Annotated in this window: 28 protein-coding genes and 1 pseudogene; 16 read left to right on the top strand and 13 right to left on the bottom strand. The window is 68.2% G+C overall.

Features of this window, described 5'->3' with window-relative positions; genetic code table 11:
- Positions 1-53: 53 nt before the first annotated feature.
- Positions 54-842, top strand: a complete 789-nt coding sequence (locus ACFWPQ_RS33835) for an oxidoreductase (RefSeq protein WP_384043221.1) — start codon at positions 54-56, stop codon at positions 840-842.
- 34 nt (positions 843-876) lie between these two features.
- Here the strand turns inward: ACFWPQ_RS33835 and ACFWPQ_RS33830 are convergent, their stop codons facing one another.
- Together ACFWPQ_RS33830 and ACFWPQ_RS33825 are read right to left on the bottom strand one after the other, a co-directional pair.
- The gene (locus ACFWPQ_RS33830; RefSeq protein ID WP_384043545.1) at positions 877-1095 is read right to left on the bottom strand and encodes a hypothetical protein; all 219 of its coding nucleotides are present in this window, start codon (positions 1093-1095) and stop codon (positions 877-879) included.
- A gap of 409 nt (positions 1096-1504) precedes the next feature.
- Positions 1505-1630: pseudogene (locus ACFWPQ_RS33825) on the bottom strand (NAD(P)-binding protein); the annotation flags it as partial.
- Positions 1631-1710: 80 nt separating this feature from the next.
- On the opposite strand from ACFWPQ_RS33825, the gene ACFWPQ_RS33820 reads away from it, so the two are divergent.
- The 8 genes from ACFWPQ_RS33820 to ACFWPQ_RS33785 all read left to right on the top strand — a co-directional run bounded on the left by ACFWPQ_RS33820 (position 1711) and on the right by ACFWPQ_RS33785 (position 8072).
- Positions 1711-1860: a hypothetical protein gene (locus tag ACFWPQ_RS33820; RefSeq protein WP_384043218.1), complete on the top strand. Its 150-nt coding sequence runs from the start codon at positions 1711-1713 to the stop codon at positions 1858-1860.
- Between the two features lie 252 nt (positions 1861-2112).
- Positions 2113-3045, top strand: a complete 933-nt coding sequence (locus ACFWPQ_RS33815; protein WP_384043215.1) for a fumarylacetoacetate hydrolase family protein — start codon at positions 2113-2115, stop codon at positions 3043-3045.
- Positions 3046-3047: 2 nt separating this feature from the next.
- Positions 3048-3242 (top strand): ferredoxin, encoded by a 195-nt coding sequence (locus tag ACFWPQ_RS33810; protein ID WP_384043213.1) that lies wholly within the window; start codon positions 3048-3050, stop codon positions 3240-3242.
- A 238-nt stretch (positions 3243-3480) separates the two neighbouring features.
- On the top strand, positions 3481-3618 hold the full coding sequence (locus ACFWPQ_RS33805) for a hypothetical protein (protein WP_384043210.1): 138 nt from the start codon (positions 3481-3483) through the stop codon (positions 3616-3618).
- Between the two features lie 547 nt (positions 3619-4165).
- A complete protein-coding gene (locus tag ACFWPQ_RS33800; RefSeq protein ID WP_384043208.1) occupies positions 4166-4705 on the top strand; it encodes a VOC family protein in 540 nt (179 codons plus the stop codon).
- Between the two features lie 39 nt (positions 4706-4744).
- Positions 4745-5731, top strand: a complete 987-nt coding sequence (locus ACFWPQ_RS33795; protein WP_384043205.1) for a C-terminal binding protein — start codon at positions 4745-4747, stop codon at positions 5729-5731.
- A complete protein-coding gene (eno, locus tag ACFWPQ_RS33790; RefSeq protein ID WP_384043202.1) occupies positions 5731-7032 on the top strand; it encodes a phosphopyruvate hydratase in 1302 nt (433 codons plus the stop codon). The genes ACFWPQ_RS33795 and eno overlap by 1 nt, the downstream gene beginning before the upstream one ends.
- A gap of 119 nt (positions 7033-7151) precedes the next feature.
- Positions 7152-8072 (top strand): phosphotransferase, encoded by a 921-nt coding sequence (locus ACFWPQ_RS33785; protein ID WP_384043199.1) that lies wholly within the window; start codon positions 7152-7154, stop codon positions 8070-8072.
- 342 nt (positions 8073-8414) lie between these two features.
- On the opposite strand, the gene ACFWPQ_RS33780 is transcribed toward ACFWPQ_RS33785, so the two are convergent.
- The 3 genes from ACFWPQ_RS33780 to ACFWPQ_RS33770 form a co-directional block, all read right to left on the bottom strand.
- Entirely contained in the window at positions 8415-9764 is a 1350-nt protein-coding gene (locus ACFWPQ_RS33780; RefSeq protein WP_384043197.1) for an amidohydrolase family protein, read from the bottom strand.
- A gap of 45 nt (positions 9765-9809) precedes the next feature.
- The gene (locus tag ACFWPQ_RS33775) at positions 9810-10742 is read right to left on the bottom strand and encodes a VOC family protein (RefSeq protein WP_384043194.1); all 933 of its coding nucleotides are present in this window, start codon (positions 10740-10742) and stop codon (positions 9810-9812) included.
- Positions 10743-10855: 113 nt separating this feature from the next.
- Positions 10856-11851, bottom strand: coding sequence for a fumarylacetoacetate hydrolase family protein (locus tag ACFWPQ_RS33770; protein WP_384043191.1), 996 nt, complete (start codon positions 11849-11851; stop codon positions 10856-10858).
- Positions 11852-11975: 124 nt separating this feature from the next.
- Between ACFWPQ_RS33770 and ACFWPQ_RS33765 the strand changes: the two genes are divergently transcribed.
- Positions 11976-12881, top strand: a complete 906-nt coding sequence (locus ACFWPQ_RS33765; RefSeq protein ID WP_384043189.1) for a LysR family transcriptional regulator — start codon at positions 11976-11978, stop codon at positions 12879-12881.
- Positions 12882-12931: 50 nt separating this feature from the next.
- Positions 12932-13477, top strand: coding sequence for a MarR family winged helix-turn-helix transcriptional regulator (locus ACFWPQ_RS33760; RefSeq protein WP_384043186.1), 546 nt, complete (start codon positions 12932-12934; stop codon positions 13475-13477).
- Here ACFWPQ_RS33760 and ACFWPQ_RS33755 read toward each other — a convergent pair.
- From ACFWPQ_RS33755 to ACFWPQ_RS33730, 6 genes are all read right to left on the bottom strand, one after another.
- Positions 13428-14279: an SDR family oxidoreductase gene (locus tag ACFWPQ_RS33755; protein ID WP_384043183.1), complete on the bottom strand. Its 852-nt coding sequence runs from the start codon at positions 14277-14279 to the stop codon at positions 13428-13430. The genes ACFWPQ_RS33760 and ACFWPQ_RS33755 overlap by 50 nt on opposite strands.
- 97 nt (positions 14280-14376) lie before the next feature.
- Positions 14377-15336 (bottom strand): amidohydrolase family protein, encoded by a 960-nt coding sequence (locus ACFWPQ_RS33750; RefSeq protein ID WP_384043180.1) that lies wholly within the window; start codon positions 15334-15336, stop codon positions 14377-14379.
- A gap of 81 nt (positions 15337-15417) precedes the next feature.
- Entirely contained in the window at positions 15418-15960 is a 543-nt protein-coding gene (locus ACFWPQ_RS33745) for a VOC family protein (RefSeq protein ID WP_384043178.1), read from the bottom strand.
- Between the two features lie 42 nt (positions 15961-16002).
- On the bottom strand, positions 16003-17238 hold the full coding sequence (locus ACFWPQ_RS33740) for an NAD(P)/FAD-dependent oxidoreductase (RefSeq protein WP_384043175.1): 1236 nt from the start codon (positions 17236-17238) through the stop codon (positions 16003-16005).
- 5 nt (positions 17239-17243) lie between these two features.
- A complete protein-coding gene (locus tag ACFWPQ_RS33735) occupies positions 17244-17438 on the bottom strand; it encodes a ferredoxin (RefSeq protein ID WP_384043172.1) in 195 nt (64 codons plus the stop codon).
- On the bottom strand, positions 17435-18364 hold the full coding sequence (locus tag ACFWPQ_RS33730) for a fumarylacetoacetate hydrolase family protein (protein WP_384043170.1): 930 nt from the start codon (positions 18362-18364) through the stop codon (positions 17435-17437). The genes ACFWPQ_RS33735 and ACFWPQ_RS33730 overlap by 4 nt, the downstream gene beginning before the upstream one ends.
- A 53-nt stretch (positions 18365-18417) precedes the next feature.
- On the opposite strand from ACFWPQ_RS33730, the gene ACFWPQ_RS33725 reads away from it, so the two are divergent.
- The 3 genes from ACFWPQ_RS33725 (at position 18418) to ACFWPQ_RS33715 (ending at position 21027) form a co-directional block, all read left to right on the top strand.
- Positions 18418-19383: a LysR family transcriptional regulator gene (locus ACFWPQ_RS33725; protein ID WP_384043168.1), complete on the top strand. Its 966-nt coding sequence runs from the start codon at positions 18418-18420 to the stop codon at positions 19381-19383.
- A 184-nt stretch (positions 19384-19567) separates the two neighbouring features.
- Positions 19568-20095 carry a cupin domain-containing protein gene (locus tag ACFWPQ_RS33720; RefSeq protein WP_384043165.1) on the top strand — a complete coding sequence of 176 codons (528 nt, stop codon included), beginning with the start codon at positions 19568-19570 and terminating at the stop codon, positions 20093-20095.
- A 71-nt stretch (positions 20096-20166) separates the two neighbouring features.
- Positions 20167-21027, top strand: a complete 861-nt coding sequence (locus ACFWPQ_RS33715; RefSeq protein WP_384043533.1) for an LLM class flavin-dependent oxidoreductase — start codon at positions 20167-20169, stop codon at positions 21025-21027.
- Between the two features lie 92 nt (positions 21028-21119).
- Here the strand turns inward: ACFWPQ_RS33715 and ACFWPQ_RS33710 are convergent, their stop codons facing one another.
- Positions 21120-21365 carry a hypothetical protein gene (locus ACFWPQ_RS33710; protein ID WP_384043162.1) on the bottom strand — a complete coding sequence of 82 codons (246 nt, stop codon included), beginning with the start codon at positions 21363-21365 and terminating at the stop codon, positions 21120-21122.
- 293 nt (positions 21366-21658) lie between these two features.
- On the opposite strand from ACFWPQ_RS33710, the gene ACFWPQ_RS33705 reads away from it, so the two are divergent.
- Together ACFWPQ_RS33705 and ACFWPQ_RS33700 are read left to right on the top strand one after the other, a co-directional pair.
- On the top strand, positions 21659-22930 hold the full coding sequence (locus ACFWPQ_RS33705; RefSeq protein ID WP_384043159.1) for a ferric reductase-like transmembrane domain-containing protein: 1272 nt from the start codon (positions 21659-21661) through the stop codon (positions 22928-22930).
- 25 nt (positions 22931-22955) lie between these two features.
- On the top strand, positions 22956-23381 hold the full coding sequence (locus tag ACFWPQ_RS33700) for a MarR family winged helix-turn-helix transcriptional regulator (protein ID WP_384043156.1): 426 nt from the start codon (positions 22956-22958) through the stop codon (positions 23379-23381).
- A 26-nt stretch (positions 23382-23407) separates the two neighbouring features.
- On the opposite strand, the gene ACFWPQ_RS33695 is transcribed toward ACFWPQ_RS33700, so the two are convergent.
- Positions 23408-24154 carry a hypothetical protein gene (locus ACFWPQ_RS33695; RefSeq protein WP_384043153.1) on the bottom strand — a complete coding sequence of 249 codons (747 nt, stop codon included), beginning with the start codon at positions 24152-24154 and terminating at the stop codon, positions 23408-23410.
- Positions 24155-24535 lie beyond the last annotated feature (381 nt).

The following is a 24535-nucleotide window of genomic DNA, read 5'->3' as shown; positions in this document are numbered from 1 at the left end:
GGCCGGGATTTTTGTACCCCAATTTTTGACCTGTAGTTCAAGAAAGGATAGACATGGAACTCGGACTCAACGGAAAGACCGCCGTCGTCACCGGAGCGAGCCGCGGCATCGGCCTCGCCATCACCCGTGCACTGGCCGCGGAGGGCGTCCGGGTGGTGGGTGCCGCCCGCACCGTCACCCCCGAGCTGGAGAAGGCCGCGGCCGTCACGGTCTCCGCCGACCTCAGCACTCGGGAGGGCGCCACGGCGGTCGTTGAGCGAGCGCTCGAAACGATCGGCGGGATCGACTTCCTGGTCAACAACGTCGGCGGCGGCGACTCGGGCCGCCCTTCCCAGGGCCACTTCCTCGACGCGGACGACGAACAGTGGCAGTCCTTCTTCGATCTCACCCTGTTCAGTGCGGTCTGGACGACCAGGGCGGCACTGCCGAGCATCCTCGAGCGCAAGGGCTCGATCATCAATATCTCCTCGATCACTGCCCGTGTGCCCACCGGCGCGCCCGTCGGCTACGCCGAGGCCAAGGCGGCGCTGACCCAGCTCGGCAAGCGGCTGAGCGAGGAACTCGCCCCGCGCGGGGTGCGCGTCAACACCGTCTCACCGGGTATCGTCGCGAGCTCGCTGTGGACCGACCCGAACGGATTCGCCGGACGACTGGCCGATGCCGCCGGGATCAGCCACGACGAACTGCTGGCGCGCATCCCCGGGCAGTCCGGCATCTCCTCAGGGCGGATGACCCGACCCGAGGAGGTGGCCGACCTGGTCACGTTCCTGCTCTCCGACCGGGCCGCCAACATCCACGGCGCCGACCACGTCATCGACGGCGGCACCCTCAAGGCCGCCTGATCGGCCGCCTCGGGTCACGGCCGCCAGCCGGCCTTCAGTGGTCGACGAGGGCCCCGCACGAGACGTTCACGGTCGCGGACAGCATCGCGCGGGCCCGGTCGGAGGCCACGAAGGCGGCGACCGGGCCGACGTCGGAGAGCGTCGCCGTGCAGCCGAGCAGCGTCGGCTCGGTGAGTATCTGCACCAGCTCGTCGCGTACTCCGAAGTCCTGCGGAATGCCTCCAGAAATCCCGCAGGACTTGAGGGTCACCACGCGGATTCCGGCCGACCCCAGCTCGCAGGGCCACTATTGGCGCCATCGCGCTCGGCGCGATCAACTCGGCGAGCTTCCGCGCCGTCTCCGGCGAGGTGCCGGGCACAGTTCCGGGCGGGGCGGCCAGGCGCTTGACGAACAGGGGCAGGACGCTCTCCCGCCCCTCGACGAGTGTCACGAACGCGTCTGCGTCCCGCGTCGAGTACCGGTAGATCTCGGCGGCGGTGGCCGTGACATCGCGGTGGCTGACGAGGGCGCCACCGTCTTCGGTCATGACCGCCATGGCGCGGTCGGGCATGAGGTAGCGCGGGCCGTGATCGGCGTTCAGGCCGAGCTCGTTGGCTGCGAACACGGGGTTGAAGTGGATCAGCGGATGCAGGCTGGAGGCGAGACCGCTGATGTGCCCAGGCAGAGAAAGTTCGCTCGAAGCGACACCGCCGCCGGGTGATCCGTCCGCCTCCAGCACCGTGTCCGAGAGCCCACCGCGGGCCAGGTAGGCGACTGACACCAGCCCGTTCGGGCCGGAGCCGATCACACGACGTCAGAGCACTGAGTCATCAGAGGCCACCCCCTTGGAGATCCTTCAGGTCACTCAGCACCGCAACCGTCGCGGTCATGAACTCCGTGCGCTGCGACCTCAAGGCCATGTACTCAGGAGACGTGAGCATCCGGTCGGGGGCCGCGCGGTCGGGCCGGTACTGGACGATCCCGGTCGTGGGGCGACAGCCGGACGGCTCCAGCGTGCCCTCGGGTGTCTCCTCGTAGCGACCGCCACCGCGAACTCACCGCCGTACCGGTGGACGATCTCCCGGCACGCGCCTGTATTCGCGCGGCACGTCGGGATTCTCAGCGGTCGCGAGGGGCCCCAAGTGCCGTCTCACAGCGGGCCGCCGCTGGATGAATGACAGGTCTCACCATTTGTTGGGACCAGGTCCCGGAATGGATAACAACAGTTGTCGGTCACCGGCCCGACAACCTTGTTGGACTCCGTCTCCGCGGCGGATGTCACATGAGGGCATGGATACGAACGGAAGCCCCCTCCCGGAAACGTGGTCGCTGGTCACCGTGTCCGCCACTGGCCGGAACATCTTCTGCGCGGCACTCGGCGAGAACGGCGTACGGGAAGTACCTTCGCTGAAGGGCTACGCGGGGGTGTTCGAGGCCCTCCAGGACTGGGAGTCACTCGCCCCGGCCCTCCGCTCCTACGACCCGCGCCAGGCCGCCCCGGTCTCCGACGCCCGCCTCCTCGCCCCGGTCCGCTATCCGCGGACGCTGGTGTGCGGAGGCTCCAACTACCACTCTCATCTGACCGAGATGCTGGGGTCGGACAGCACCGCCATCCACGTGCCCCCGTACTTCTTCATCAAGCCCGCGACGACCACTGTGATCGGCCCCGACGAGCCCATCCTGATCTCGGCCGACCCGGCTCAGCAGGTCGACTGGGAAGCAGAGCTCGGTGTGGTCATCGGCCGGGGCGGTCGGGACATCCCGGTGGACCAGGCGCTTGCGCACGTCGCCGGCTACACCATCGTCAACGACATCTCGGCGCGTGGCGCGATCCACCGCACGGACGCCTTCCACGAGGCCTTCGCCTGGGACTGGCTGGCGTCGAAGGGACAGGACACCTTCTGTCCGACCGGCCCCGGTGTCACGCCGGAGTGGCTGGTCCCGGACCCGCAGGATCTGTCCATCGTCCTGACGGTCAACGGCCGCCAGGAGCAGTCCAGCAACACCAAGGAGATGATCCGCGGTGTGGCGGAGCTGATCTCCCTCGCCAGCGCCATGGTCCGGCTCCAGCCCGGTGACCTGTTGGCCACCGGCACGCCCGCCGGCGTCGGCGCGGGCAAGGGCAGGTTCCTGCGGCCCGGCGACACGGTGGAGATCTCCATCGCAGGGCTGGGTCGACTCCGCAACCCCGTCGCCGACCGCGACGATTCACCAGGAGCGTGACCATGAAACTGCGTGTCAACAACGAGCTCTGCCTGGGCAGCGGGCTGTGCGCCGGGATCGCCGCCGAGGCCCTCGAGATGGACGAGCAGGGTGAACTCATCGTCCTGGACGAGACCCCCCCTGCCGAACTCCACGAAGCAGTACAGCAGGCGGTCGCCAGCTGCCCGGTGAATGCCCTGTCGTTCACGGAGGAATGAGCACGATGACTCCTCCGCTTCGGCACGTCACCGTCGTCGGCGCTTCCACCGCCGGGCCGGCCTCCGTACAGTCCCGCGCAAGCAGGGCTGCGACGGGACGATCACGCTCTTCGGTGACGAGACGGAAGCGGCCTACCTGCGCCCTGTCCTCTCCAAACGTTTCCTCACCGCCGAAGGGGTCCAGTCCGAGGACATCCGGCTACGGGCGGACCTCACGAATGTCCGGGTCGCACTGGACATGCGCGCGACCGGACTCGATCCGATCGGCCGCCGACTGCGGCTGCGTGACAGCGGCAGCGGCAGCGGGCATGAGTACAGCGACCGGAAGTCGGCGCCGCGCTGGCGGCTCTGCACCGCGACCACGGCACTCGGCTAAGACTGGGAGTCTGCGTCGAGGGATTCACCGGCCTGCGAATTGCCGACGGGGAGACAGTGCCCGCCGACCTGGTGTCGTGGGCGCCGGCACGCGGCCCGCCACCGATTGGCTGCGCAGCAGCGGGCTCCCGTTGGACGAAGGGGTGTTGTGCGGGCCGGATCAGTCGGTCGCCGACCGGATCGTTGCCGCCGAGGACGTGCCCCGCTGGCCTCACCACCGCGACGGCGCCATGGTCTGGGTCGAGTACTGGGACAACGCGATGCGTCAGGCGGACGCTGCTGGCCCCCGACGGTGTCGCACCGGCGTTCACCGACACCTCGATGTTCTGGTCCGAACTGTACGGCTGCAGAATCCAGTTGACCGGTCACCCCGGGCCGGGCGGATGACGGCCGCGCGGCTGGTGTCCCGCCCGCACCGGTTGCTCGACTACCGAAAGGCCGTCGCCGCCGGCACCGAGTCCGCGGAACCCGTCGCACACGGTGCCGCTCCCCTGCCCGCGCTCGATGAACTTCCACGTCTCCGCACCACCGCGAAGGAGTAACCGGTCATGCCTGGCATCACTCAGCGATCCACCAAGCCACCCATTTTGAAGTCGACCTTCATCTCGCACGGCACTCTCGAGTGCCGGGACATCTTCGCCACTCGCCGCTTCTACGAGGAGGTCCTGGGCCTCGAAGTGGCCCAGCAGGCGTCGCTCGCGCTGATCGTTCGGCTAGGGGGCCACCACGTCTACGCCGTGATCGAGACTCCCGACAACGACCAGGAGATGCCACTGCTGAACCACAACGGCATCGACCTCGGGACCAGGGAGGAGGTGGACGAGGCACACGTGAAGATGCAGGAGATCAAGGACGAGTACGGGATCAGGAAGCTCACCTCGCCGGTGCTCCAGCACGGCACGTACTCCTTCTACCTGCAGGACCTCGACGGCAACTGGTGGGAGATCTGCTACCTGCCGAAGAACGGTTTCGACTTCCGCTTCGACAGCGGGGTGGATCTGACCGGGCGCGAGGACCTGTCCGCGGCCGAGATCCGCTCCCGCCTCCAGCGGCCGCTTGAGCACGTCACCGACCGTACCTACGACTGACGGCCGCGGGCCAAGAAGATCTGACCAAGAGGACCTGGCATGTCCAGAAGGGTTGTGCTGCTCACCGACCGCGCCTGGCCGGACGAGCGGATCGAGCGGGAGATCGTCGAGAGCGCCGGGTTCGAACTCGTCAGCGGTCCGGCCGATCCAGCACCCGCGGAGGAGATCGAGCGCCTGGTGCGGGAGCACGATCCAGTAGCGATCATGACGTGCTGGGCGCGGGTCTCCGCCGCGGCCGTAAGGGCGCCGTCCGATCTGCGCGTCATCGCGCGGATGGGGGTCGGACTCAACAACATCGACGTCCGGGCGGCGACCCAGCTCGGCACCCTGGTCACCAACGTCCCCGACTACTGCGTCGAGGAGGTCTCCGATCACGCCGTCGCCCTGGTTCTCGACTGGACACGCGGAATCAGTTCGTTCGATCGCGAGGTGCGCGCCGGCCGTTGGAATCCGGCTGCTGCCCGGCTGCGACGGCTCCGCTCGAAGACCGTCGGCATCGTCGGCCACGGCCGCATCGGCCGGGCCACCGCCCGTAAACTCGTGGCGTTCGGCTGTCGCGTGGTGGTCCACAGCCGCACGGTAGCCCCCGCGGCAGGCGTCGAGTTCGTGTCCTGGGCCGACCTGCTGGGCATGGCCGACGTGGTCCTGCTCCACGTTCCGCTCACCGACGACACCCGGCACCTGGTGGGTGCGGCTGAGCTCGCCGCCATGCGCGATGACGCCCTTCTCGTCAATGTGAGCCGGGGTGGCCTGGTCGACACCGCGGCTCTGGTCGAGGCGCTGGACGCCGGACGGATCGGTGGTGCCGCGCTCGACGTCCTGCAGGACGAGCCGGTGGTCGACCCGGCACTGCTGGCTCACCCGAACGTCGTCGTCACACCGCATGTCGGCTTCTCCTCCGACGAGTCCGTCGAAGAGCTGCGGACGAAGGCGGCGGAGGAAGTCGTCCGCGTTCTACGCGGTCGGCCACCCTGCTTTCCCTGCAATCTCCCGCTCGTCCCCTCCACCGCGAAGGAGCGCCTCTGATGCCGCGGATAGCCCGAGTCCACGCCCGCCAGATCTTCGACTCCCGGGGCCGTCCGACCGTCGAGGTCGACATCGAGACCGACGACGGAAGTCATGGGCGGGCGGCCGTACCGTCCGGCGCCTCGACCGGCACCAGTGAGGCTTGGGAACTGCGCGACGGGACCGACGAATACAATGGATTGGGTGTACGCACCGCCGTTTCCCACGTCAACGGCGAGATAGCGCGGGCAGTGCTGGGCCACGACGTGCGCGAGCAGACCGTGCTGGACAAGTCGCTGGTCGAGCTCGACGGCACACCACAGCTGCGTCGGCTCGGCGCCAACGCGATCCTCGGAGTGTCGCTGGCCGCTTGCCGGGCTGCCGCGGACAGCGAGAACACCCCGCTCTACCGCTGGCTGGCGGCGCTGGCGGGCACCGCACCCAGCCTGCCGATGCCCATGGTCAACATCCTCAGCGGTGGTTTGCACGCCGGGCGCGGCATGGACGTACAGGACTTCCTGGCCGTGCCGGCCTCCGCCACGACCATGGAGGAGGCCATCGACCTGGTGAGCCGGGTCCGGGCCGCTGCCACGGACGCCGTCGCGGCCAGGGGGATGCCGACACTGCTGGCCGACGAGGGCGGGCTGAGCCCGGGGCTCAAGACGGGGCGGGCTGCCCTGGAGCTGATGGTTGAAGCGATCGAGCGGGCCGGTCTGACGCCCGGCGAAGACATCGTGGTGGCCGTCGACGTCGCGGCGCACACGCTGTGGGACGCCGCCCGTGGCAGCTATCACCTGGCCCGGGAGGGCAGGTACGTGGACACCGCCGAGATGGTCGAGACGATCGTCGGCTGGGCCGAGGACTTCCCGGTCGCGTCGGTCGAGGACCCGTTGGACGAGGAGGACTGGCGTGGTTGGAAGCTGCTGACTGGCTGGCTCACGGATCGGTTGAACCTCATCGGCGACGATCTCTTCACCACGAACCCCGAGCGGCTGCGGCGAGGGATCGGACTCGGCGCCGCCAACGGCGTCCTGGTGAAGGTCAACCAGAACGGAACCCTCAGCGGCTCCCTCTCCGTGATCGCGGCGGCCCGCGCCGCCGGCTACGTGTCCGTGGTGTCCGCGCGTTCGGGCGAGACCGAGGACGCCTTCATCAGCGATCTTGCCGTCGGCACGGGGGTCGGCCAGATCAAGATCGGGTCGGTGCGGAACTCGGACCGGTTGGCGAAGTACAACCAGCTCCTGCGTATCGCCGAGGACCCCTCGGTGAGCTTCGCCGGCATGACCGCCTATCCCCGCCACAGGGCGGACCGGATCAGGTGAACCGCGAAACGCCCGAGACCTCGGGGACGGTCGTTCCGGCGGCTGTCCGTGGCTTCCTCGTGGAGAACGGTCTGGCCACCGGCGAGGAGACTCCGCTCTGGACGCCCCTGAGCGGTGGAGTGTCGTCCGAACTGTGGCGCGTCGACCTGGCCGACAGGACGATCTGCGTCAAGAGGGCCCTGGAAAAGCTCAAGGTGAAGGGTGACTGGCACGCCCCGGTCGGCAGGAACCGCGTGGAGTGGGACTGGCTCGGGTTCGCCGCCGGCATCGTGCCTGGCCAGGTGCCCGAGCCACTGGCACACGACGGGAGCCGCGCCCTGTTCGCCATGAGCTACCTGCCGACGCCAAGCCATCCGGTGTGGAAGGCACTTCTCCTGACGGGCGCCGTGCACGAGCAGGACGCCGCAGCAGTCGGCGATCTGATCGGCAGACTGCACGCCGCGAGCGCGGGCGACCGGGAGCTCGCCCGGCGGTTCGCCACCGACGACAACTTCACGAGCCTGCGCATCGAGCCTTATCTCGCCGCCACCGCCCGACGCCACCCCGATCTGGCGTACGAGTTCCGACGCATCATCCGGTCCACCACGACCACCCACCTGGCCGTGGTCCATGGCGACGTCAGCCCCAAGAACATCCTTCTCGGCCCGTCCGGTCCCGTCCTGCTCGACGCCGAATGCGCGTGGTACGGCGATCCGGCGTTCGACATCGCATTCGTCGTCAACCACCTGGTACTCAAGACGCTCGTGGCTGCCGGCCAGAGGCAAGCCCTCCTCCCTTCGGCCCACGCCCTGGTCGACGCCTACGCCCGACAGGTGACGTGGGAAGCCGTGGACGGCACTTTCGCGAGGGCGGCCAAGCTGCTGCCGGCGCTTCTCCTCGCCCGGGTCGACGGTCTCTCCCCCGTGGAGTACCTCGATACGGAACAGCAGGGGCTCGTGCGAGCGGCCGCCAGGAAACTGCTGGGTGCCCCGACCTCGGATCTGCGTTCCGTCATGACGAAGGCGGTCCAACTGCTGTCCGCCGGTCGGCGACGTCAATGACCGGCAGCGATTCGAGGCCCCGTTCCGCCGAGGACGGGTGAGGAGTAAGCCCCCCCAGACGCCATGCGCAGGGGGTCGCCACAACCGTCCGATGCCGGAGGAAGTGGCCGCCGAGGCCGGTGCGTCAACGACGCTGGGAACGACGAGGCAACCGCTCCCCTCCACGACGTCGGCATCGCCCAAGGGCAGGCCGGGGGCGACGTCGACGATGTGGCCGATGGGACCATCCCTGACTAGCCCAGCCGCGTCGACGAGGCCGCCCACGTCGGGATCTGCGGCAAGGAAGTAGCCCCGTACGAGGGGTTGGTGCTCATTGCCCTTTCCGGCTCTGGTCGAGAGGTATCACTCGGAAAACGGCACAGCACCCGCAGGGCCCGTGGTGGTCGACTGACCCTTAGTTCCGAGGCGGTCGACCAGTTCCTGGCTCTTCGCGACGAGATCGCTGTTGTCGACAAGGCTGCGTCCGCCTCGCCTGACCGGCTTGCCGGCGACCAGGACCGTGTCGATGTGCGCACGGTCCATCTGCAGGACCACGGTGCTGCAGGGGTCGTGCACCGGCGCGGTGTCGGGCTGGTCGGCACGCAGGACGAGCAGATCGGCCTGTTTGCCGGGGGTGAGAGAACCGATCCGGTCGTCGAGGCCGAGGGTCTCGGCGCCGGCCAGGGTGGCGCAGCGCAGGATGTCCTGCACCGTGAGCCGCCGGTCCGCCGATTCCTCGGAGGTCAGCTGGCTCAAGCGGCCGGCCTGGTATGCGGCACGCATCTGGGTGAACATGTCCGCGGACGCGGTGACCTCGACATCGGTGCTGAGACTGATGCGCAACCCCGCTTCGGCCGCGCGGGCGAACGGCGGATAGCCGTGGCCCATCATCATCTCGATGGCGGGCGCGATGGACAGGCTGCTGCCGCCGTCGGCGATGAGCCGCAGTTCGTCGACAGGCAGCTGGGTGCCGTGGATGAACGTCGTGCCCGGCAACAGGACGTCGAGCTTCTTCAGGCGGCTCAGGTGCGGTTCGCCGGGGCGCGGCACGACGTGGCGGGCCGTGCGGACCGCGAGGTCGCGGGCGAGCCGTGCGTTGTGCAGCTCGGCCTCGTCGTCGCCGAGTTCGGTGAGGATCGCGAAGGTGACCAGGGCGTCGTCGTCCGGCAGCAGTTCGGCGCGGACGCGGCGCACGTCCTCCGGCAGCCGGCTCCCCTTGGCAAGGGCCTGAGGGACATCGATGCCGTAGGCGAAGACGGCACGCAGCCCGGACTCCTTGAGCCCCTCGACCAGTGCGTCCGAGTGCTCGGGGGTGGCCTGGATGTTGGAGATGTCCTGGACGGTGGTGACCCCGGAGGCCAGCGCGGCACGGGCGCCCAGCAGGTTGGCGAGGTGCAGATCCTCGGCGGTGAGTGCGGGGCCCAGGTCCATGAGGACGTTCTGGAAGTAGTCCCGCAGTGTGTCGTGGGGTGTGCGGCCACGCAGGATCGCCTGCCACATGTGGCGGTGTGTGTCGACGAAGCCGGGGATGACGATGCATCCGGTGGCGTCGATCTCCTCGGCGCCCGCGGGGGCGTCCAAGTGGCGTGCCACCGCGGCGATACGGCCTCCTTCGACGAGGAGATCACCGCCGCTGATGTCGCCGAGTGCGGGGTCCATGGTCAGGATGTGTGCGTTGCGTATGAGCAGCGACTGCGCTGTCGAGGTGCTCACGGGTGCTCCATGAGGTCGGTGGACGGTCTGGAAGGGCGGGGTGTCCTACGCCGGCGGGGCGACGAAGCAGCCTCGGTCGGGGTCGTTGAACATCTCCGCGAAGATCTGCTCGCTCACCGGGGCGGCCGTGCCCCACTGATCGGTGACGTCGGGGCTGGAGACGTCGTACACATGCGGGTGCCACAGGTCCTCGTCGACGGTCTCCAGCTCGGTGGTGTACTCGACGACGTTGCCGTGCGGATCCTGGAAGTACGTGAAGGTGTTGTCGCCCGCCAGGTGCCGTCCGGGGCCCCAGAGCGAGCGGTGTCCGGCGCGGAGCAACCGGCCCGAGCCGCGCATGTACTCGTCGACACCGCGCATCTCGAAGGAGATGTGATTGACGGAGGTGTGCGGGCCCTTGGCGATGCCCATCGAGTGGTGGAGGTTGCTGATCCGCATGAAGTTCAGCACCTCACCCATGCGCGGGTGCGCCAGCGAGTCGGTGAGCCTGAAGCCGAGGTAGCGCTCGTACCAGTCCCGGGTGCGGTCGATGTCGGGCGAGTTGAACACCACGTGCGACAGCTTGACCGGGATCGACTCCTTCTCCTCGATCTTCCGGTGCTGCCGGGCCGCGACGTCGGCGGAGACCTCGACGGTGCGGCCGTCGACGTCGAAGAAGCGGAAGCCATAACCGCCGCCCGGAGTGTCGACCCTGCCCGGCTGCGAGAGCAACTGCACTCCCCCGGCCAGGAGTTGCTCGGCCAGCGTGTCGACGTCCGACGCGTTCGCCGCACCGTAGGAGACCAGGTCGAGCCGCTTCTCGTCGGCCTTGCGCAACCGGACGACGTACTGCTCGGGCGAACCCTCGGCGGCCAGGAAGGAGATCCCGGAGTCCTCCGCGACCTGGGTCAGACCCCAGACGCCCGAGTAGAACTCAAGCTGCTTGTCGTAGTCCGGCACGGCGAGATCGACATGGCGCAGATGGGTGAGAAGGGTCATGGCGTTGCTTCTTTCAGGAAAGGGGAGGCGGAACCGCCTCCCCTGGTGTGCGGGTGAGGTGCGGCGCAGGCCGCGTCACGGACACCCATGAGATGTCGCTCTCCGGCGTCTGATCACGACGTGCGCTCCGCGACACAACGTGTGCGCTGGTCTCCGAGCCCGGCGATGGTCGACTCCATGACGTCGCCGTCCTGGAGGAGGATGCCCCGCAGCACGCCGTTGCCCGTCGGACTGCCCGTCAGGACCAGGTCACCGGGGAGCAGCCGGGCGGTCTGGGAGATGTACGACACGACCTGCGCGATGCTGAAGATCATGTCCTTGGTCGACTCGTCCTGCATCGTCTGGCCGTTCACCTTCAGCGTGAGGCGCACGTCCTGGGGGTCGGCGATCGCCTCGGCGGGCACGATCCACGGGCCCAGCGGGGTGAAACCGGGCGCGTTCTTGCAGCGCAGCCAGTCCGTGCCCAGCGTGGGGATGTCCTTGCGGAAGATGCTGGCGCGGTCGGTGAGATCGTTGGCGATGGTGTATCCGGCGACGCAGCCCAGGGCCTCCTCGACGGACAGCTGGTATGCCGGCCGGCCGATGACGGCGGCCAACTCCAGTTCCCAGTCCGGCTTCTTGGCCCAGGCGGGAATGACGACGTCGTCGTACGGACCCGTGATGGCACCCGACAGACCGACGAAGACGTAGGGCCGCTCCTCGACCGCACGGCGGTCCATCTCGACCTCGAGGTCGGCTCGCGCCTGCTCGACGGTGCGCTTGTCGTCGGCCGGACGATAGATGATCTCCATCTCGATCGCGTGCTGCCGATAGTTGCCACCGGCCTGGAAAACCTGGAGAGGCTCCACGGGCGCGTGCACGTGCAGCCCTCGCAGCGGGAGCCATGCGCGGGAGCTGTCCGCCGCCAGTGCGCGCAGCTGCGGCAGCAGCTCGTCCCAGCGTTCGAGGAGCGTACGGATGGTCAGGGTCGGCTCGTCGAGTTCGGTGCGCAGGTCCAGCACCTCGTCGCTGGGGATCACGAGGCCGGGGAAGGGCTCCTGGCCCGGAGCGGAGAGGGTGCCGAGGGCGAAGGAACCGGCGAAGCTCACCGGCGTGGTCACAGCATTCATGTCCGTCTCTTCCTGGTGTGGCTATGTGTCTAATCTGGCGCGACAACAACGATCAGGGAAATAAATTCTTTGGATAGACTTAATTGGTGCGACCGATACCCTTCCTCATGACTCGGGACGGCTCATGAACCTCGCCAACCTCGACCTCAACCTCCTGGTCGCGCTGCGGGCCCTGCTGGAGGAGCGCAACGTCACCCGTGCGGGACAGCGACTGGGCCTCAGCCAACCAACGATGAGTGGTTCGCTGGCGCGGCTGCGGCGTCACTTCGACGACGAACTGCTCTCCCGCGTGGGCGGGCAGTACGAGCTGACGGCACTCGGCCGAGCCCTGCTGGACCGCACGGCATCGGTCTGCGACATGGCCGAACGCGTCTTCAGCAGCCGTCTCGGCTTCGACCCGGCCACCGAGACCCGCGAGTTCCATCTCGTGTGCTCCGACTACGCGGTGACTGTGCTCGGCACCGCGCTCGTCCAGGCACTTCGTCAGGAGGCGCCCAGGGTGCGGCTGCGGTTCACGCAGACCCCGGCCGACATCGTCGCGTCCGCCGCGACCGTGCTGAGTTCTGTCGACGGCGTACTCATGCCCCACGGCATCATCAGCGGGTTCCCCAGCGTCGAACTCCACGAGGACGAATGGGTGTTCATCGTTGCCGAGGACAACACCGAGGTCGGCGAGCGTCTCACCCGGGAAGACCTGGCGCGGCTCCCGTGGGTGACGTACCAGCGCGTCTACGACGCCCCGCCCGTCCACCAGCTCGGGCTGCTCGGGATCGAGCCGAACGTCGAGGTCTCCGTGGACAGTTTCCAGGTACTGCCCTTTCTCGTGGCCGGCACCCACCGCATCGCCCTGGTCCAGCGGCGCCTCGCGGAACGTCTGCGGGCCAGCGCCCCTGTGCGGATCATGCCCGCTCCCTACGAGGTGGCTCCCCTCCGGGAAGCCCTGTGGTGGCACCCCGTCCACACCCACGACGCCGCGCACACCTGGCTGCGCGAGACGGCCGTACGGATCGCCGACTCGGTGACGGCGTAAGGGCGAATGCGTCGCACAGCACATGTTCACACCACACGTAACATGTCGGCATGGATGCCATCGAGGAGTTCGGGCTCCTGCTCAAGGCATTGACCCGCGAGTCCGACCGGCGGATCAACGACTTGCTCAGGCCGCTGGGGATCACGGCGAGTCAGGCCGAGGCGCTGCAACTGCTCGACCGGTACGGGCCGCTCTCCCTGGGCGAGTTGGGCACCCTTCTGATCGCCGAGGGCGGCCACCCGAGCCGACTGGTCGACCGCATGGTCACCTCCGGACTCCTGCGACGCGAATCCGCCGACAACGACCGCCGACGCGTCGAGATCTCCTGCACGGCACGCGGAAGCGAACTCGCCCGGCAGGCGCGGGAGCGCAAGGAGACCTTCCGCTCCTGGGTGCGCGACCAGTTGTCCGGTCAGGACCTCACCGCCGCCACCGCCCTCCTGGAGTGCTGCCTGCGCGACACCCAGCTCGCGGAGACCGTACGGAGTCGCCGCGAACACGCCCTGGCCGAGGAAACGTCCGATGCCCCCGCCACCCGGCCGAACGTCAGGGACGTGAGGGCCCGGCGATCGGCCAGTGTGTCTCCGGTCGGGTGAGGGAGAGTCCGAAGGCCTTGACGACGGCATCGGGATCGGCCGGCTCCATGGGGTGCGCGAGCAGGTCGACGACGGTGTGCGGCGGCCCCGGCACGGACGCGGGCCGCCGGACGGGCATGTACTCGACCGGCACACGGTGCCCGTTGATCAGCTCCGGCAGGTCCGCGACGGCGAACTCGCTCGGACCGACCAGGTCATAGGTGCCTGCCTCGCCCTGCCCGAAGGCGGCCCGGGTCAGCGCGTCGAGGATGTCACCCGAGTAGGTGGGGCAGAAGCGCTGGGTACCGTCGCCCGCGACACGCACCGGGGCGTCCGGCGCGCTCTGGCGGAACAACAACTCGAAGGGAGCGGGTGCCTCACGTCCACCGACGATCGTGTGGATGCGGAAGATCACGGCATCCAGAAGCGTCCGCAGCAGGTCTTCCGCCTGCCCCTTGGCTTTGACGTACCAGTTGTCGTGCGCGGCGTCCGCGCCGACGTACGACAGGTAGATCAGTCGCGTCTCCGGGCCGACCGACTCCACGACCCTGCGGGTGGTGGCCACGGTGCCGGCCTCGTAGGTCTCCCAGTCGGTGGCCGCGAACATTCCGCAGAGATGGATCACGACGGATGCCTTGGACAGCGCTTCGACGGCTCGCTGTGACCGCATCCAGTCGTCCACGACCTCCCCGGCGGGCAGATCCTCCGCGGACCGCACGAGCGCTGTGGCCGCTACGCCCTTCTCGGCAAGACGTGACAGCAGATCGCGCCCGGTGCGGCTGTTCGCTCCGGTCACGACAACGGGGCCAGTGGAATTCGACACGGGCTGCCCCTCTCGATCTTCGTACGAGAAAAATTACATCACACAGCACATATTCTCATAGCATGCAATGCTCTGCATGCCGGACCGTATTGCCAGGTCAGCCCAGGTGGAGGAGGTCGTCGGCGTTGGCGTGGGCGATGCGCGCCCGGACGTCGGGTTCGACGGAGAGCTGCTGGAGCCAGTCGGTGCCGCGCTTGTTGTCGGAGAAGGGGTAGTCGACGGAGAAGAGCACCCGGTCGTCGCCGAAGACCTCCCGGGTCAGGTGGAACGGGCCGTCGAAGAAGTACGCGCTGGTGGTGACCCAGAAGTTCTCGCGGAAGTAGGCGCTGACGGGCTTGGCCAGGTGGCCGGCGAGCGGGGTCACCGTGTCCTCGATCCGCGCGAGGTGGAAGGGCAGCCCTTCGCCGAGGTGTCCGAGGACGACCTTGAGCCCGGGGTGGCGGTCGAAGACGCCCGTCACGACAAGACGCAGGGCGTGCAGCGAGGTCTCGTAGTGCCAGCCGTAGCCGGTGGTGGCGAGCAGAAGGCTGAGAGGGTGCGGCAGTTCGGAGTAGTAGGCACCCAGCACCGGCTTCGGGGGCACCCCGGGGTGCAGGTAGAGCGGCACGTCCAACTCGGCGGCGGCTTCCAGCAGGGGGTCGAAGTCCGGGTGGTCGAGGAACCGGCCGCCGGTCGTCCCGTTGACGAGCGCGCCGACGAAACCCAACTGGGTCACGCTGTGCTTGAGTTCGGCGACGGCCGCCGCGGGATCGCCCATGGGGAGGGTGGCGAACGCGGCGAACCGGTCCGGGTGCCGGGCGACGACGGCCTCGTGCAGGCTGGTGTTCAGTGTGCGAGCCATGGGGATCGCCGTTTCGGCGGGCAGGACCTGCACCCCCGGGCCGGAGGCGGACAGCACCTGGACGTCGACACCGGCCGCGTCCATGTCGGCGAGTCGCGCTTCAGAGGTGTCGATCAGCCGGTCGTGCGGATTGTCCGCCATCCAGGAGAAGTCCACCCCGGTGGCCTGGAGCAGTTCGGGGGTCGAGTAGTGCTCTTCGATGGCGACGACGCGCATGGTGCCCTCCTGGGCTGTTCGATGAGGGGGGTGTGGTGGGGGGGGTTCGAGAGGAGCGGGTGATCCGGCTCCGGCGTCCGGCTAGACCGCGGCCTCGGGCGGCAGGTGGTCCAGCGGTCGCTGGTAGATGGACCGGACCTCTTCCTGGGACAGGTCGTCCCGGCCGGTCAGGTCCACCTGGTCGTACTGGAAGCGGAAGGCGTAACCACCGTGCGGCAGGTGGCAGATCTCCCACCAGTTGCCGTCGAGGTCCTGGAGGTAGAACGAGAAGGTGCCGTGCTGGTTGACCGGCTTGGTGAGCTTCTTGATCCCGTACTCTTCCTTGACCGCCTGAAGGGCCTGGTGCGCCTCGCGCACCTCCTCCTCACTGGCCAGGTCGATGCCGTTGTGGTTCATCAGTGGCATCTCCTGGGCGCTGCCCTGGGTCTCGACCACCGCGTAGCAGTGTTCGCTGCCCAGGCGGACGAACAGGGACATCGGAGCCTGCTGGACGACTTCGAGGCCGAGCACCTCTTCGTAGAAGCGACGGGTCGTCGCGATGTTCCGGCATTCGAGGGTGCCGTGAGACAAGAAGCGTGTCTTCAGCAGGGGCGGCTTGGTGGAACGGTGGGTGATACCGGGCATGGGGCGTCACTCCTCGGGGAGGGTCGAAGGGGAAGTGCGTTCTCAAGACGCGTTGGACAGGGCGGGTCCGTCCGGCGACGGGCGGACGTCGGCGACGAGCACCGCTGATCCGACGGCCTCCCGATAGGCGCGGAGCCGATGCGGGCTGCCGACCAGAAGCGCGGCGGTCGTCCGGCCGGACCGGCTGTAGACGACGACGCAGCGGCGCTGCGCCAGATCGCCCTCGGCCACGGTCACCAGGTCGCCGGGGCGGGGGTGGCCGATCAACTGGAGTTTGCAGTCGTACTGGTCGGACCAGAACATGGTGGTTTCGGCGAAGGCAGGGGCCCGGCCCGCGCCCGCGAGCAACGTCGCCGCGGCGGAGTCCGCCTGGCGCAGCGCGTTCTCCCAGTGTTCGACGCGGACCAGGGTGCCGTCACTGTGATGCGGCCAGCGTGCGACGTCCCCCGCTGCCACGATCCGGTCGGCCACGGCCAGGTCCGGCCCGCACAGTACACCGTCGTCCACCGGCAGTCCGCTGCCGCGCAGCCAGTCCGTGGCCGGCCGGGCTCCGACGCCCACCATCACGACATCGGCGGGCAGCACCTCACCGTCGGCCAGGCGTACGCCGGTGACCCGATCGTCCCCGGTGAAACCGGCGACCCCGGTGCCCAGCCGCAACCGGGTGCCGTGATCACGGTGCAGACCTACCAGGGCCGCTCCCACGGTCCCGCCGAGAACTCTTTCCATCGGTGTGGCGGCGGCCTCGACCAGCGTGACGTCCAGGCCGAGGCTGCGGCAGGAGGCGGCGACCTCGCTGCCCACGAAACCGGCGCCGACGATCACCACGCGAGGCGACCGCGTCAGTTCCGCCCGGAAGGCGAGGGCATCGGCGGCCGTGCGCAGGACGTGCACCCCGGGTGGCGTCGGCATCGGCAGTTCCCGGGCGGCGGCTCCCGTGGCGATGACGAGTCCGTCCACGGAGTGGGTGAAGTGGCGACCGCTGTCACTGTCCTGCAGACGCAGACACCGTGCCGCGAGGTCGAGACCTGTCACCCGCACGCCCAGTTCGACGCGTACGTCTTCGGCGGGCCCGCGCAGCCGGATGTCGTCCGGCTGCAGGTCGCCGCTGGTCAGGAAGCGCTTGGAGAGGGCGGGCCGCTGGTAGGCCGTCTCCGGCTCATCGCCGAAAACGGTGATCGGCCCCTCGAACCCACGCCTGCGCAGTCCATGGGCCGCGCCCAGGCCGGCGGCGGAGGCGCCGACGATACTGACGTGACGCAGATGTTTGCGAGCCATGGATCTCAGTTGTCCGTGACGAACAGGGCCTGCAACGGACAGCTGCGCACGGCCTCCTGCACATCGTCGTGCTGGTGTGGGGGTGGTGTCTCGTCGAGTATGACGAGGTCACCTCGCTCGTCGAGTTCGAAGACGTCGGGGGCGAGCCCCGTGCACAGGCCGCTGACCTGGCAGGCATCGCGGTCGACATGCACCTTCATGCTGGTTCTCCTTGCGTGCTGTCACGGGCGACGACGGGGTTGCTGAGCCGGCCCAGGTCGCCGATGGTGATCTCGACGAGGTCGCCCGGTCGCAGGAACTTGCCGCGGGGCATGCCGACTCCGGCGGGGGTGCCGGTGGCCACCAGATCTCCGGGCTGGAGCGTGACCAGGGCGCTCGCCGCCGCGACCAGTTCCTGGACGCTCTGGATCATCTCCTTGGTGCTGCTCACCTGTTCCTGACGGCCGTTGACGGTCAGGACGATGGGAAGATCGTGCGGATCGGGCACCAGCCACTGGGGAGTGACACCAGGTCCGGTGGGACAGAAGGTGTCCTGCCCCTTGGAGGCCAGCCAGTCCCAGGCGAAGGCTTCGTGGAAGGCATCGGTCCGGAAGTGCGTCCCGCGTGCCGAGACGTCGTTGACGATGGTGTAACCCGCGATGTGCGCGTCGGCCTGCTCCGGCGTGATGTCACGGCCGGCCCTCCCGATCACCACCGCGAGCTCGGCCTCCCAGTCGACCTTCTGGGCCGGGTCGGCCTCGATGACGATGGCGTCGTCGGGGCCGATCACGGTGGTGGTCGGAGGCTTGAGGAAGAAGAACGGGCTGATGTCGGCGGAGCCGTCGCCGGACATCTCCGCCAGGTGGTCACGGTAGTTCGAGCCCGAGCACAGGACGGTCCGCGGGTAGCGGACCGGTGTGAGGACTCGCGCTTCGAAGACGGGATCGGCCTTCAGGGGCTCGTAGGAGCGCAGTCCGGGGGCGAGCTCGTCCCAGTCCTGCAAGGCCTCGAAGACCCCGGGATAGCCCCGCAGCGCGGGCACCTCCCACAGACTGTCCTGAGTGAGCGCGGCGCAGGAGGTACCCCGTCCCGGGGCCTCGACGGTGACCAGCGACCATGCTGGACCGTGGTTGTCATGTGCGGCCATGGCTTCATTCGACGACCGGCCCCGGCCAGGCGTCCAACACTCTTGAACGGCCGGTGACAGCCATCTACTGTTACCGCACTGTGGACCTCGACCTGCGACTGGTGCGGTACGCCGTCGTCCTTGCCGACGAGCTGCATTTCGCCCGCGCCGCCGATCGCCTCATGATCGCCCAACAGACGCTCTCCGCGCAGATCAGCGGCTTGGAGAACCGGCTCGGTATCGCCTTGTTCGTACGGGACCGGCGCCATGTGGAACTCACCCCCCAGGGGGAACTGTTCGTGCGCCGCGGGCGGGCGCTGCTGGCGGAGTCCCAGGATCTGCTGACGGAACTGAGCAAGAGCATCCCTCCGCTGCGCCTTGATGTGATCACGGAGGGCCTCACGTCGGGCGTCGTGGCCCGGGAACTGCGGCCACGACTCACCGACGTCACGCTGGAGGTCGTCCAGGGACAGGGATTCGCGGCTACGGTGACGGCTGTCGCGGAAGGCCGGGTGGACCTGGCGTTCGGGCGGGTGCACGGGATGGGCAGACCGCTCCCGGGGAACCTCCGGCACCAGTTGGTCCGCTGGGAGCCCCTGGGCGTCGTGCTGCCCGCCGGACATCCACTGGCCAAGTGGGAGCGGGTACCGATGAACGAACTGGCCGAATACCCCCTGGTACTGCACACGGCGGCCGAGGCCACCGAATGGGAGGCCTGGAACGAGGAACTGGCCGCCGAATTCGGCCTGACCTTCGGCTGGCGCCTGCACGGCCACGGACGTGGAGCAGCCAACGCGGCCGTGCTCTCGTACCAGGCTCCGTCGCTGGGGCCGTTGGAGGCACCGGTGCCGGAGGGTGTCGTGGTCAGGCCCGTGATCGACCCTGTGCCTCTGTACCCCTTCTCCGTCATCTGGCGGTCCGGGCGCGCCTCGCTGCCCCTGCGACGGGCGGTCGCGGCGATCCATGAGATCGCCGAGGAGCATGGCTGGCTGGTCCCGCCGGAGACGCCTTGGTGGATGCCCGCCGACGAGCGACTCTGACTCTGCGTGTCCTTCACCGACCCCGGTATCGGTCGCCTCTGACAGTCGCCGACTGTCAGGCCGTATGCAATGTCTGTTGGACGCCGTACGCGGCCCGGCCCGAGACTCCCCGAGGACGAAGAAGTCGAAGCCCCGTCAGGGGCTGTGCCGGTCGGCTACGGCCGGTCGTACGAGGAGAGTGATCATGTCGACGGGAGCGATGCTGGAACCCGGTGCGGGCAAACTGATATCGGGCGGGGGACTGCAGGCCACGCTGAAGATCCCTGGCGGTGCTGGGGCCTTGACCTCGACGTTCGAGTGCGTCGTCCCTCCGGGGTACGACGTGGGCGCCCACGTACACAGCCACGGCGAGGAACTGTTCTACATCGTCGAAGGAGAGCTGGAACTGCTCGCCTTCGAACCATTGGACCGGACGGAGGGCGACTGGCACACCTGGGAGTCCAAGTCCGGCCAGCGCTTCATGCGCGGCGGTCCGGGGGCGTTGATGTTCGTCCCGGCCGGCTGCCCGCACGCCTTCGCCAATCCCACGGACAAGCCGGCCACCATGCTCTTCCAGTCCGCCCCGTCCGGACACGAGAACTATTTCGAGGAACTCACCGCGCTGCTGCGGCAGGGCACACCGCCCGGCATCGAGGAGATCGTCGAGTTGCGCCGCCGCTACGACATCGAACAGCTCACGCCCCTCGCCAGCCCCTTCGCGGCAGGGGGCTGATCCGTCAGCGGTCGAGCGAAGACTTCACGAGGCTCCCGGTGCCACAGCGACGCTCTGGAGGATCGATCAACGTGAAGATTGCCCTTGGCCTGCCTGTTTCCCGCCCGGAGTCCCTGCTGGACTGGGCGCGCCGTGCCGATGCGGGCCCGTTCAGCGCGCTCGGCCTGCTCGATCGGGTGGTGTACGACAATCCCGAGCCGATGGTCACGCTCGCGGCGGTCGCCGCTGCGACGACCCGGGTGCGTGTCCAGACCGAAGTGCTGCTGTCGCCGCTGCGCAACCCCACGCTGCTTGCCAAACAGAGCGCCACGCTCGACCGTCTGTCGAACGGCCGGTTCACCCTGGGTCTCGGCATCGGCGCGCGGATGGACGACTTCGCCGCGGTGGGCGTGGATCCACGAGATCGCGGTCGCCGGCTCGACGAGCAGATGTCGCTGATGCGACGGATCTGGGCCGGTGAGCCGTCTGCGGAGGACGCCGGGCCGGTCGGCCCGGCACCGGTCCGGCCGGGTGGGCCCGAAGTGCTCTTCGGCGCCTTCCAGCCGGCTGGACTGGCACGTGTGGCGCGCTGGGGCGACGGCTTCGTCTGCGCGGCGCCGGCGTCCGGTGCGGGGGACCTCTTCCGCACCGTTGAGCGGTTCTGGAACGAGGCCGACCGGGAGGGCCGACCTCGCCTGGTCGCACAGGTCAACGTCGCGCTCGGCCCGGAGTCCACCGTGGACGAGGCCCGTGAAGCGCTTCGCGCGTACTACGCCTTCACCGGCGACGACGCCCTCTACGGCGCCGACGAGACGGTCCGCAGGATGCTCACCACCACACGGGACCTCCGCGACACGATCAAGGCCTACGGCGATCTCGGTGCCGACGAGATCATGCTCTACTGCTGGTCCTCCAGCGTCGACCAGGTCGATCGCCTGGCCGAACTCGCCTGAGAGATGTGAGCACGCCCCGTGCCCGAACTGCGCGCGGGGCGTGCTCACGTCTCACTCAGGGGCCCTCGGATCGGCCCTGCACGGGCGTTCGGTCAGGTACCGGGTGCTGTCTGACCCGATACACGGCGGACGCCCGCGAAGAAGAAGAGCCTCGCTGTCCCAGTCCGCCCCAGGGAGAGCTGCTCCCGGGCGTAGGCCAGACGCTCGTCACCGCTCTGCCGGCAGCGCGCCTCGAGAATCAGGTAGTCGTTGAAGTCGAGCACCCCGCTGAACTTGCGGCTGGTCATCAAGCGGGCGTCCGCTTCCGCGGCGGCATCGGGGCTGATGCACTCATCCACTTCTCCTTCACGTCCTGAGCCGCGGCCGTCGGACACCCGTGCTTGCGGGACAGGCGCCTGACCGCCGACGCCCTGGGCGAGCGCCAGGTTCCGTAACTCCGGTGCGAAGACACGCCTGACGCCCGCGCCGCCCGAGCGCTATACCGACCCGCACCAAGCCCATCGCGCCCCCCCCTCAGCCCGCAGCCCCGCCCTGACTTCCGTCGACACGGCATGGCGATTCATATAGCATGCTATCTATGTTGCGAAGATCATATCCTGGCGCCTGGATTCTCGGCTGCACATTCCTGGGATTGGCGGCGAGCGTGCTGAGCCTCGGCCCCTCCTCCGGATGGCTGACCAGCTTCGCCGTCCTCCCCGGCACTGTCGCCTACGCACTGATGGCGACGAATCTGCTGCTGGCGACCCGACTGCCCGTGCTGGAGAGGCTGTTCGGGCCGCTCGACCGCGTCTACGTCGCCCATCGTCTGATCGGGACGGGTATCGCCGGATTGCTGGGGCTGCATCTGGTGCTCATCCCCATCGCATCCGAGGTCGACCGCGGGAAGAGCATTCTGGACAACCTCGGCGTAGCGGTTCCGCTCGGGGTGCTGGGTGCTCTGCTGCTCTTCGGGTCGATCGCGCTCGCGATGAACACCAAGGTGCCGTACGACAAGTGGCAGCGCGTCCATATGGCCACGGGACTCGCTTTTCTCGTGTTGACGGCGCACATGGCCAGCGCCGTGAGCCTGTGGTTCTCCGTGGCCGGTCCGCTGGGCGGGCTGCTCGGATTCTTCGCCCTCCTGGGTCTTACGAGTCTGATCGTCCGCGTGGTGGGCAAAGCCCGCGGCGGGGTCCGCTACACGATCGTCGAGACACTGCGACGAGAGCGTGGGATCGAGATCGTCATGCAGCCCGAGGGGGCACGGAGGATCGCCCAGCAACGATCCGGCCAGTTCGTGTTCCTGACGGCGACCGCCGGCGGGGCGCGCGAGACTCACCCCTTCACGTTGACGAGCGCGGAGGGCGACGGGCGGATCAGCATCCTGATACGTCCGTCCGGGGATTGGTCGAGCGCGGCCCAGACCGGTCTGGCCGTCGCCGATCAGGTGCGCGTGGAGGGTCCGTTCGGAGCGTTCACGCCGTCGCCGGGCCCCGACGCCGAGCAGCACCAGGTCTGGATAGCGGGAGGAGCCGGCATTACACCGTTCCTGTCGGTTCTGCGGACGGCACAGCAGGCATCCGACGCGGACACCGCGGGCGACCCGGCACACGGACAGGTTGAACTGGTCGTCGCGGCACACGACGCCGATGACATGCCCTGCTGGGAAGACCTGTGCATGTACGCCCACAAACTGCCCTGGCTGACTGTCACTCCGGCGTTCAGTGCACGGGGCGCACGGCTCGACGAGCGCGCCGTCGACCGTCTTGCGGCCGGGAAACCCGAAGGCACCGTTTGGTACCTCTGCGGTCCGGCGGACCTTACGTCTATGATCCAGCACAGGCTGCAGCAGGGTTCAGGCACTCGCCGACAGGTGCACCGGGAACTGTACGAATGGCGAGCGGTGACAGGGCGACGCCGGTGAAGCGCACACCGTTGAAAAGAGGCAGATGGAATTCAACCGCTTCGAATCTGCCGGATTCGTCATCAACTGGTGTGCGCGGTTGTTCGAGCGTCGCATGGCCGAAGCCCTACGTCCCCTCGGGCTCGCCCCGGCCTATCTTCCCACGCTCTTCACGCTGTCCGCTGTGGGCGGCGCGACACAGGGCGAGCTCGCGAAGGTCTCGGCCATCCAGCAGCCGACGATGGCCCTCACCCTGCGCCGGATGGAACGTGACGGGTTGATCACCCGCGTCCAGGACGAGACGGACCGCCGCCGAGCGATCATCCGACTCACGCCTCGGGCCGAGGAACTCATGCCACGCGTGGAAGAACTCGCGGGCAGCATCAACGAGGCGGCGTTCACCGGCCTCCCCGCCGAAACGTCGGCACAGCTCATCGAACTCTTGCTTCAGACCGTACGCAATCTCGAATAGGCAGCGGAGATCCCTTTTGACGGTGCTCAAATATCATTTTCAGGTTTGCCGGTCCGTTGTTGGCCGGCATCGACTACACCGTCCACGGCCTTGCGCACGTCACGCAGGAATGGCTCAATACCGCGCCTACGAAGAGCTTGCAACCAAGCGTCTCTAGCAGCGACGACTTCCTCATTCTGAGCCACGCCCATGGGTGGAGTGTTCCGCAGAGCCGTCAGCAACAGACCCACTGCGGTGACAACCATACTTGCCGCTGTCAATGCAGCGAAGACCCATCCCCCAGAGATCAAGGAGGAGGCGAGTGGCGACTCCGAGTTCACCAACTTCAAAAGATATCCGACAATCAGGAATATCGCCGTACCGGCCCCGGACAGGACAGGGAACAGTACGGCCACAACCGCAAGAAGGCCGGCGCCAGCCGGGACCGTAGACGAAGATTGATCGTCCGTTCCTGAACCTGGGTCTCGCTTTCGAACCTCAACGTAGTGGGCGTACTCGTGTGCTGCCGCCTCCGCGATGATTTCATCGGCGGTGAGGGCCATCGTGCGCAATTGCTCGGGATTGAGACGTCCAGAACTGCCGGGAGCGTCCGCAGTCAACACCTCGTCCAGGGTGCGCTCGAAATCTGGACGGTCCTCGGGAAGCAACGCTGAAATAGGGCTTGATTGATCCGTGGCCAGTGACGAGCGAGGTTGGTACGAGACTGGCTCGTCGAGGACGGGAGTCCGCCGCGCGAGCGAGGCAATGAGTTGTTGCATGAATGAGTCAGCCATCGCCTGTTACTCCCTCCGCTCGTGTGGGATCCGGACGGGAACCCTGGCCGGGGACAGAGTCGGAGGCATGTGACGGATCAAGCCCGGACTGTGGGGGTTGGACAGCATCAACGGCAATGCGGGGATCCAGCTCTGACCTACCACTCGGGATTGGCTGCGCCGCAGGCACGTGCGCCGGACCTGAACGCAGCATCTCCAACTCCGCCAACTTTCCGCCGGCCAACTGTTCCAGGACCTTCGGTGCAGCGATGCCGACTGCCATCACGCCAACCGGACCCCCTGCCTGTGTCGGCGGCGCGTGAATCGTGACCCATATCCGACGGATGAAAAGTGACCCCCACTGCGTCAGTTGATGTTGGTCATTCCCCGGTGTTGGCTGCG

The sequence above is a fragment of the Streptomyces sp. NPDC058464 genome (genome assembly GCF_042721035.1).
Taxonomy (GTDB): Bacteria; Actinomycetota; Actinomycetes; order Streptomycetales; family Streptomycetaceae; genus Streptomyces.
Note: the sequence above shows the minus strand (reverse complement) of the source record. Positions and strands in the feature narration are given on the sequence as shown.

Excerpts from the sequence above, each read along its gene's own strand:
- ACFWPQ_RS33835 (WP_384043221.1), top strand. The coding sequence starts at position 54 with ATGGAACTCGGACTCAACGGAAAGACCGCCGTCGTCACCGGAGCGAGC.
- ACFWPQ_RS33820 (WP_384043218.1), top strand. The coding sequence starts at position 1,711 with ATGAACTCCGTGCGCTGCGACCTCAAGGCCATGTACTCAGGAGACGTG.
- ACFWPQ_RS33815 (WP_384043215.1), top strand. The coding sequence starts at position 2,113 with ATGGATACGAACGGAAGCCCCCTCCCGGAAACGTGGTCGCTGGTCACC.
- ACFWPQ_RS33810 (WP_384043213.1), top strand. The coding sequence starts at position 3,048 with ATGAAACTGCGTGTCAACAACGAGCTCTGCCTGGGCAGCGGGCTGTGC.
- ACFWPQ_RS33805 (WP_384043210.1), top strand. The coding sequence starts at position 3,481 with ATGCGCGCGACCGGACTCGATCCGATCGGCCGCCGACTGCGGCTGCGT.
- ACFWPQ_RS33800 (WP_384043208.1), top strand. The coding sequence starts at position 4,166 with ATGCCTGGCATCACTCAGCGATCCACCAAGCCACCCATTTTGAAGTCG.
- ACFWPQ_RS33795 (WP_384043205.1), top strand. The coding sequence starts at position 4,745 with ATGTCCAGAAGGGTTGTGCTGCTCACCGACCGCGCCTGGCCGGACGAG.
- eno (WP_384043202.1), top strand. The coding sequence starts at position 5,731 with ATGCCGCGGATAGCCCGAGTCCACGCCCGCCAGATCTTCGACTCCCGG.
- ACFWPQ_RS33775 (WP_384043194.1), bottom strand. The coding sequence starts at position 10,742 with ATGACCCTTCTCACCCATCTGCGCCATGTCGATCTCGCCGTGCCGGAC.
- ACFWPQ_RS33770 (WP_384043191.1), bottom strand. The coding sequence starts at position 11,851 with ATGAATGCTGTGACCACGCCGGTGAGCTTCGCCGGTTCCTTCGCCCTC.
- ACFWPQ_RS33765 (WP_384043189.1), top strand. The coding sequence starts at position 11,976 with ATGAACCTCGCCAACCTCGACCTCAACCTCCTGGTCGCGCTGCGGGCC.
- ACFWPQ_RS33760 (WP_384043186.1), top strand. The coding sequence starts at position 12,932 with ATGGATGCCATCGAGGAGTTCGGGCTCCTGCTCAAGGCATTGACCCGC.
- ACFWPQ_RS33750 (WP_384043180.1), bottom strand. The coding sequence starts at position 15,336 with ATGCGCGTCGTCGCCATCGAAGAGCACTACTCGACCCCCGAACTGCTC.
- ACFWPQ_RS33745 (WP_384043178.1), bottom strand. The coding sequence starts at position 15,960 with ATGCCCGGTATCACCCACCGTTCCACCAAGCCGCCCCTGCTGAAGACA.
- ACFWPQ_RS33740 (WP_384043175.1), bottom strand. The coding sequence starts at position 17,238 with ATGGCTCGCAAACATCTGCGTCACGTCAGTATCGTCGGCGCCTCCGCC.
- ACFWPQ_RS33735 (WP_384043172.1), bottom strand. The coding sequence starts at position 17,438 with ATGAAGGTGCATGTCGACCGCGATGCCTGCCAGGTCAGCGGCCTGTGC.
- ACFWPQ_RS33730 (WP_384043170.1), bottom strand. The coding sequence starts at position 18,364 with ATGGCCGCACATGACAACCACGGTCCAGCATGGTCGCTGGTCACCGTC.
- ACFWPQ_RS33720 (WP_384043165.1), top strand. The coding sequence starts at position 19,568 with ATGTCGACGGGAGCGATGCTGGAACCCGGTGCGGGCAAACTGATATCG.
- ACFWPQ_RS33700 (WP_384043156.1), top strand. The coding sequence starts at position 22,956 with ATGGAATTCAACCGCTTCGAATCTGCCGGATTCGTCATCAACTGGTGT.
- ACFWPQ_RS33695 (WP_384043153.1), bottom strand. The coding sequence starts at position 24,154 with ATGGCTGACTCATTCATGCAACAACTCATTGCCTCGCTCGCGCGGCGG.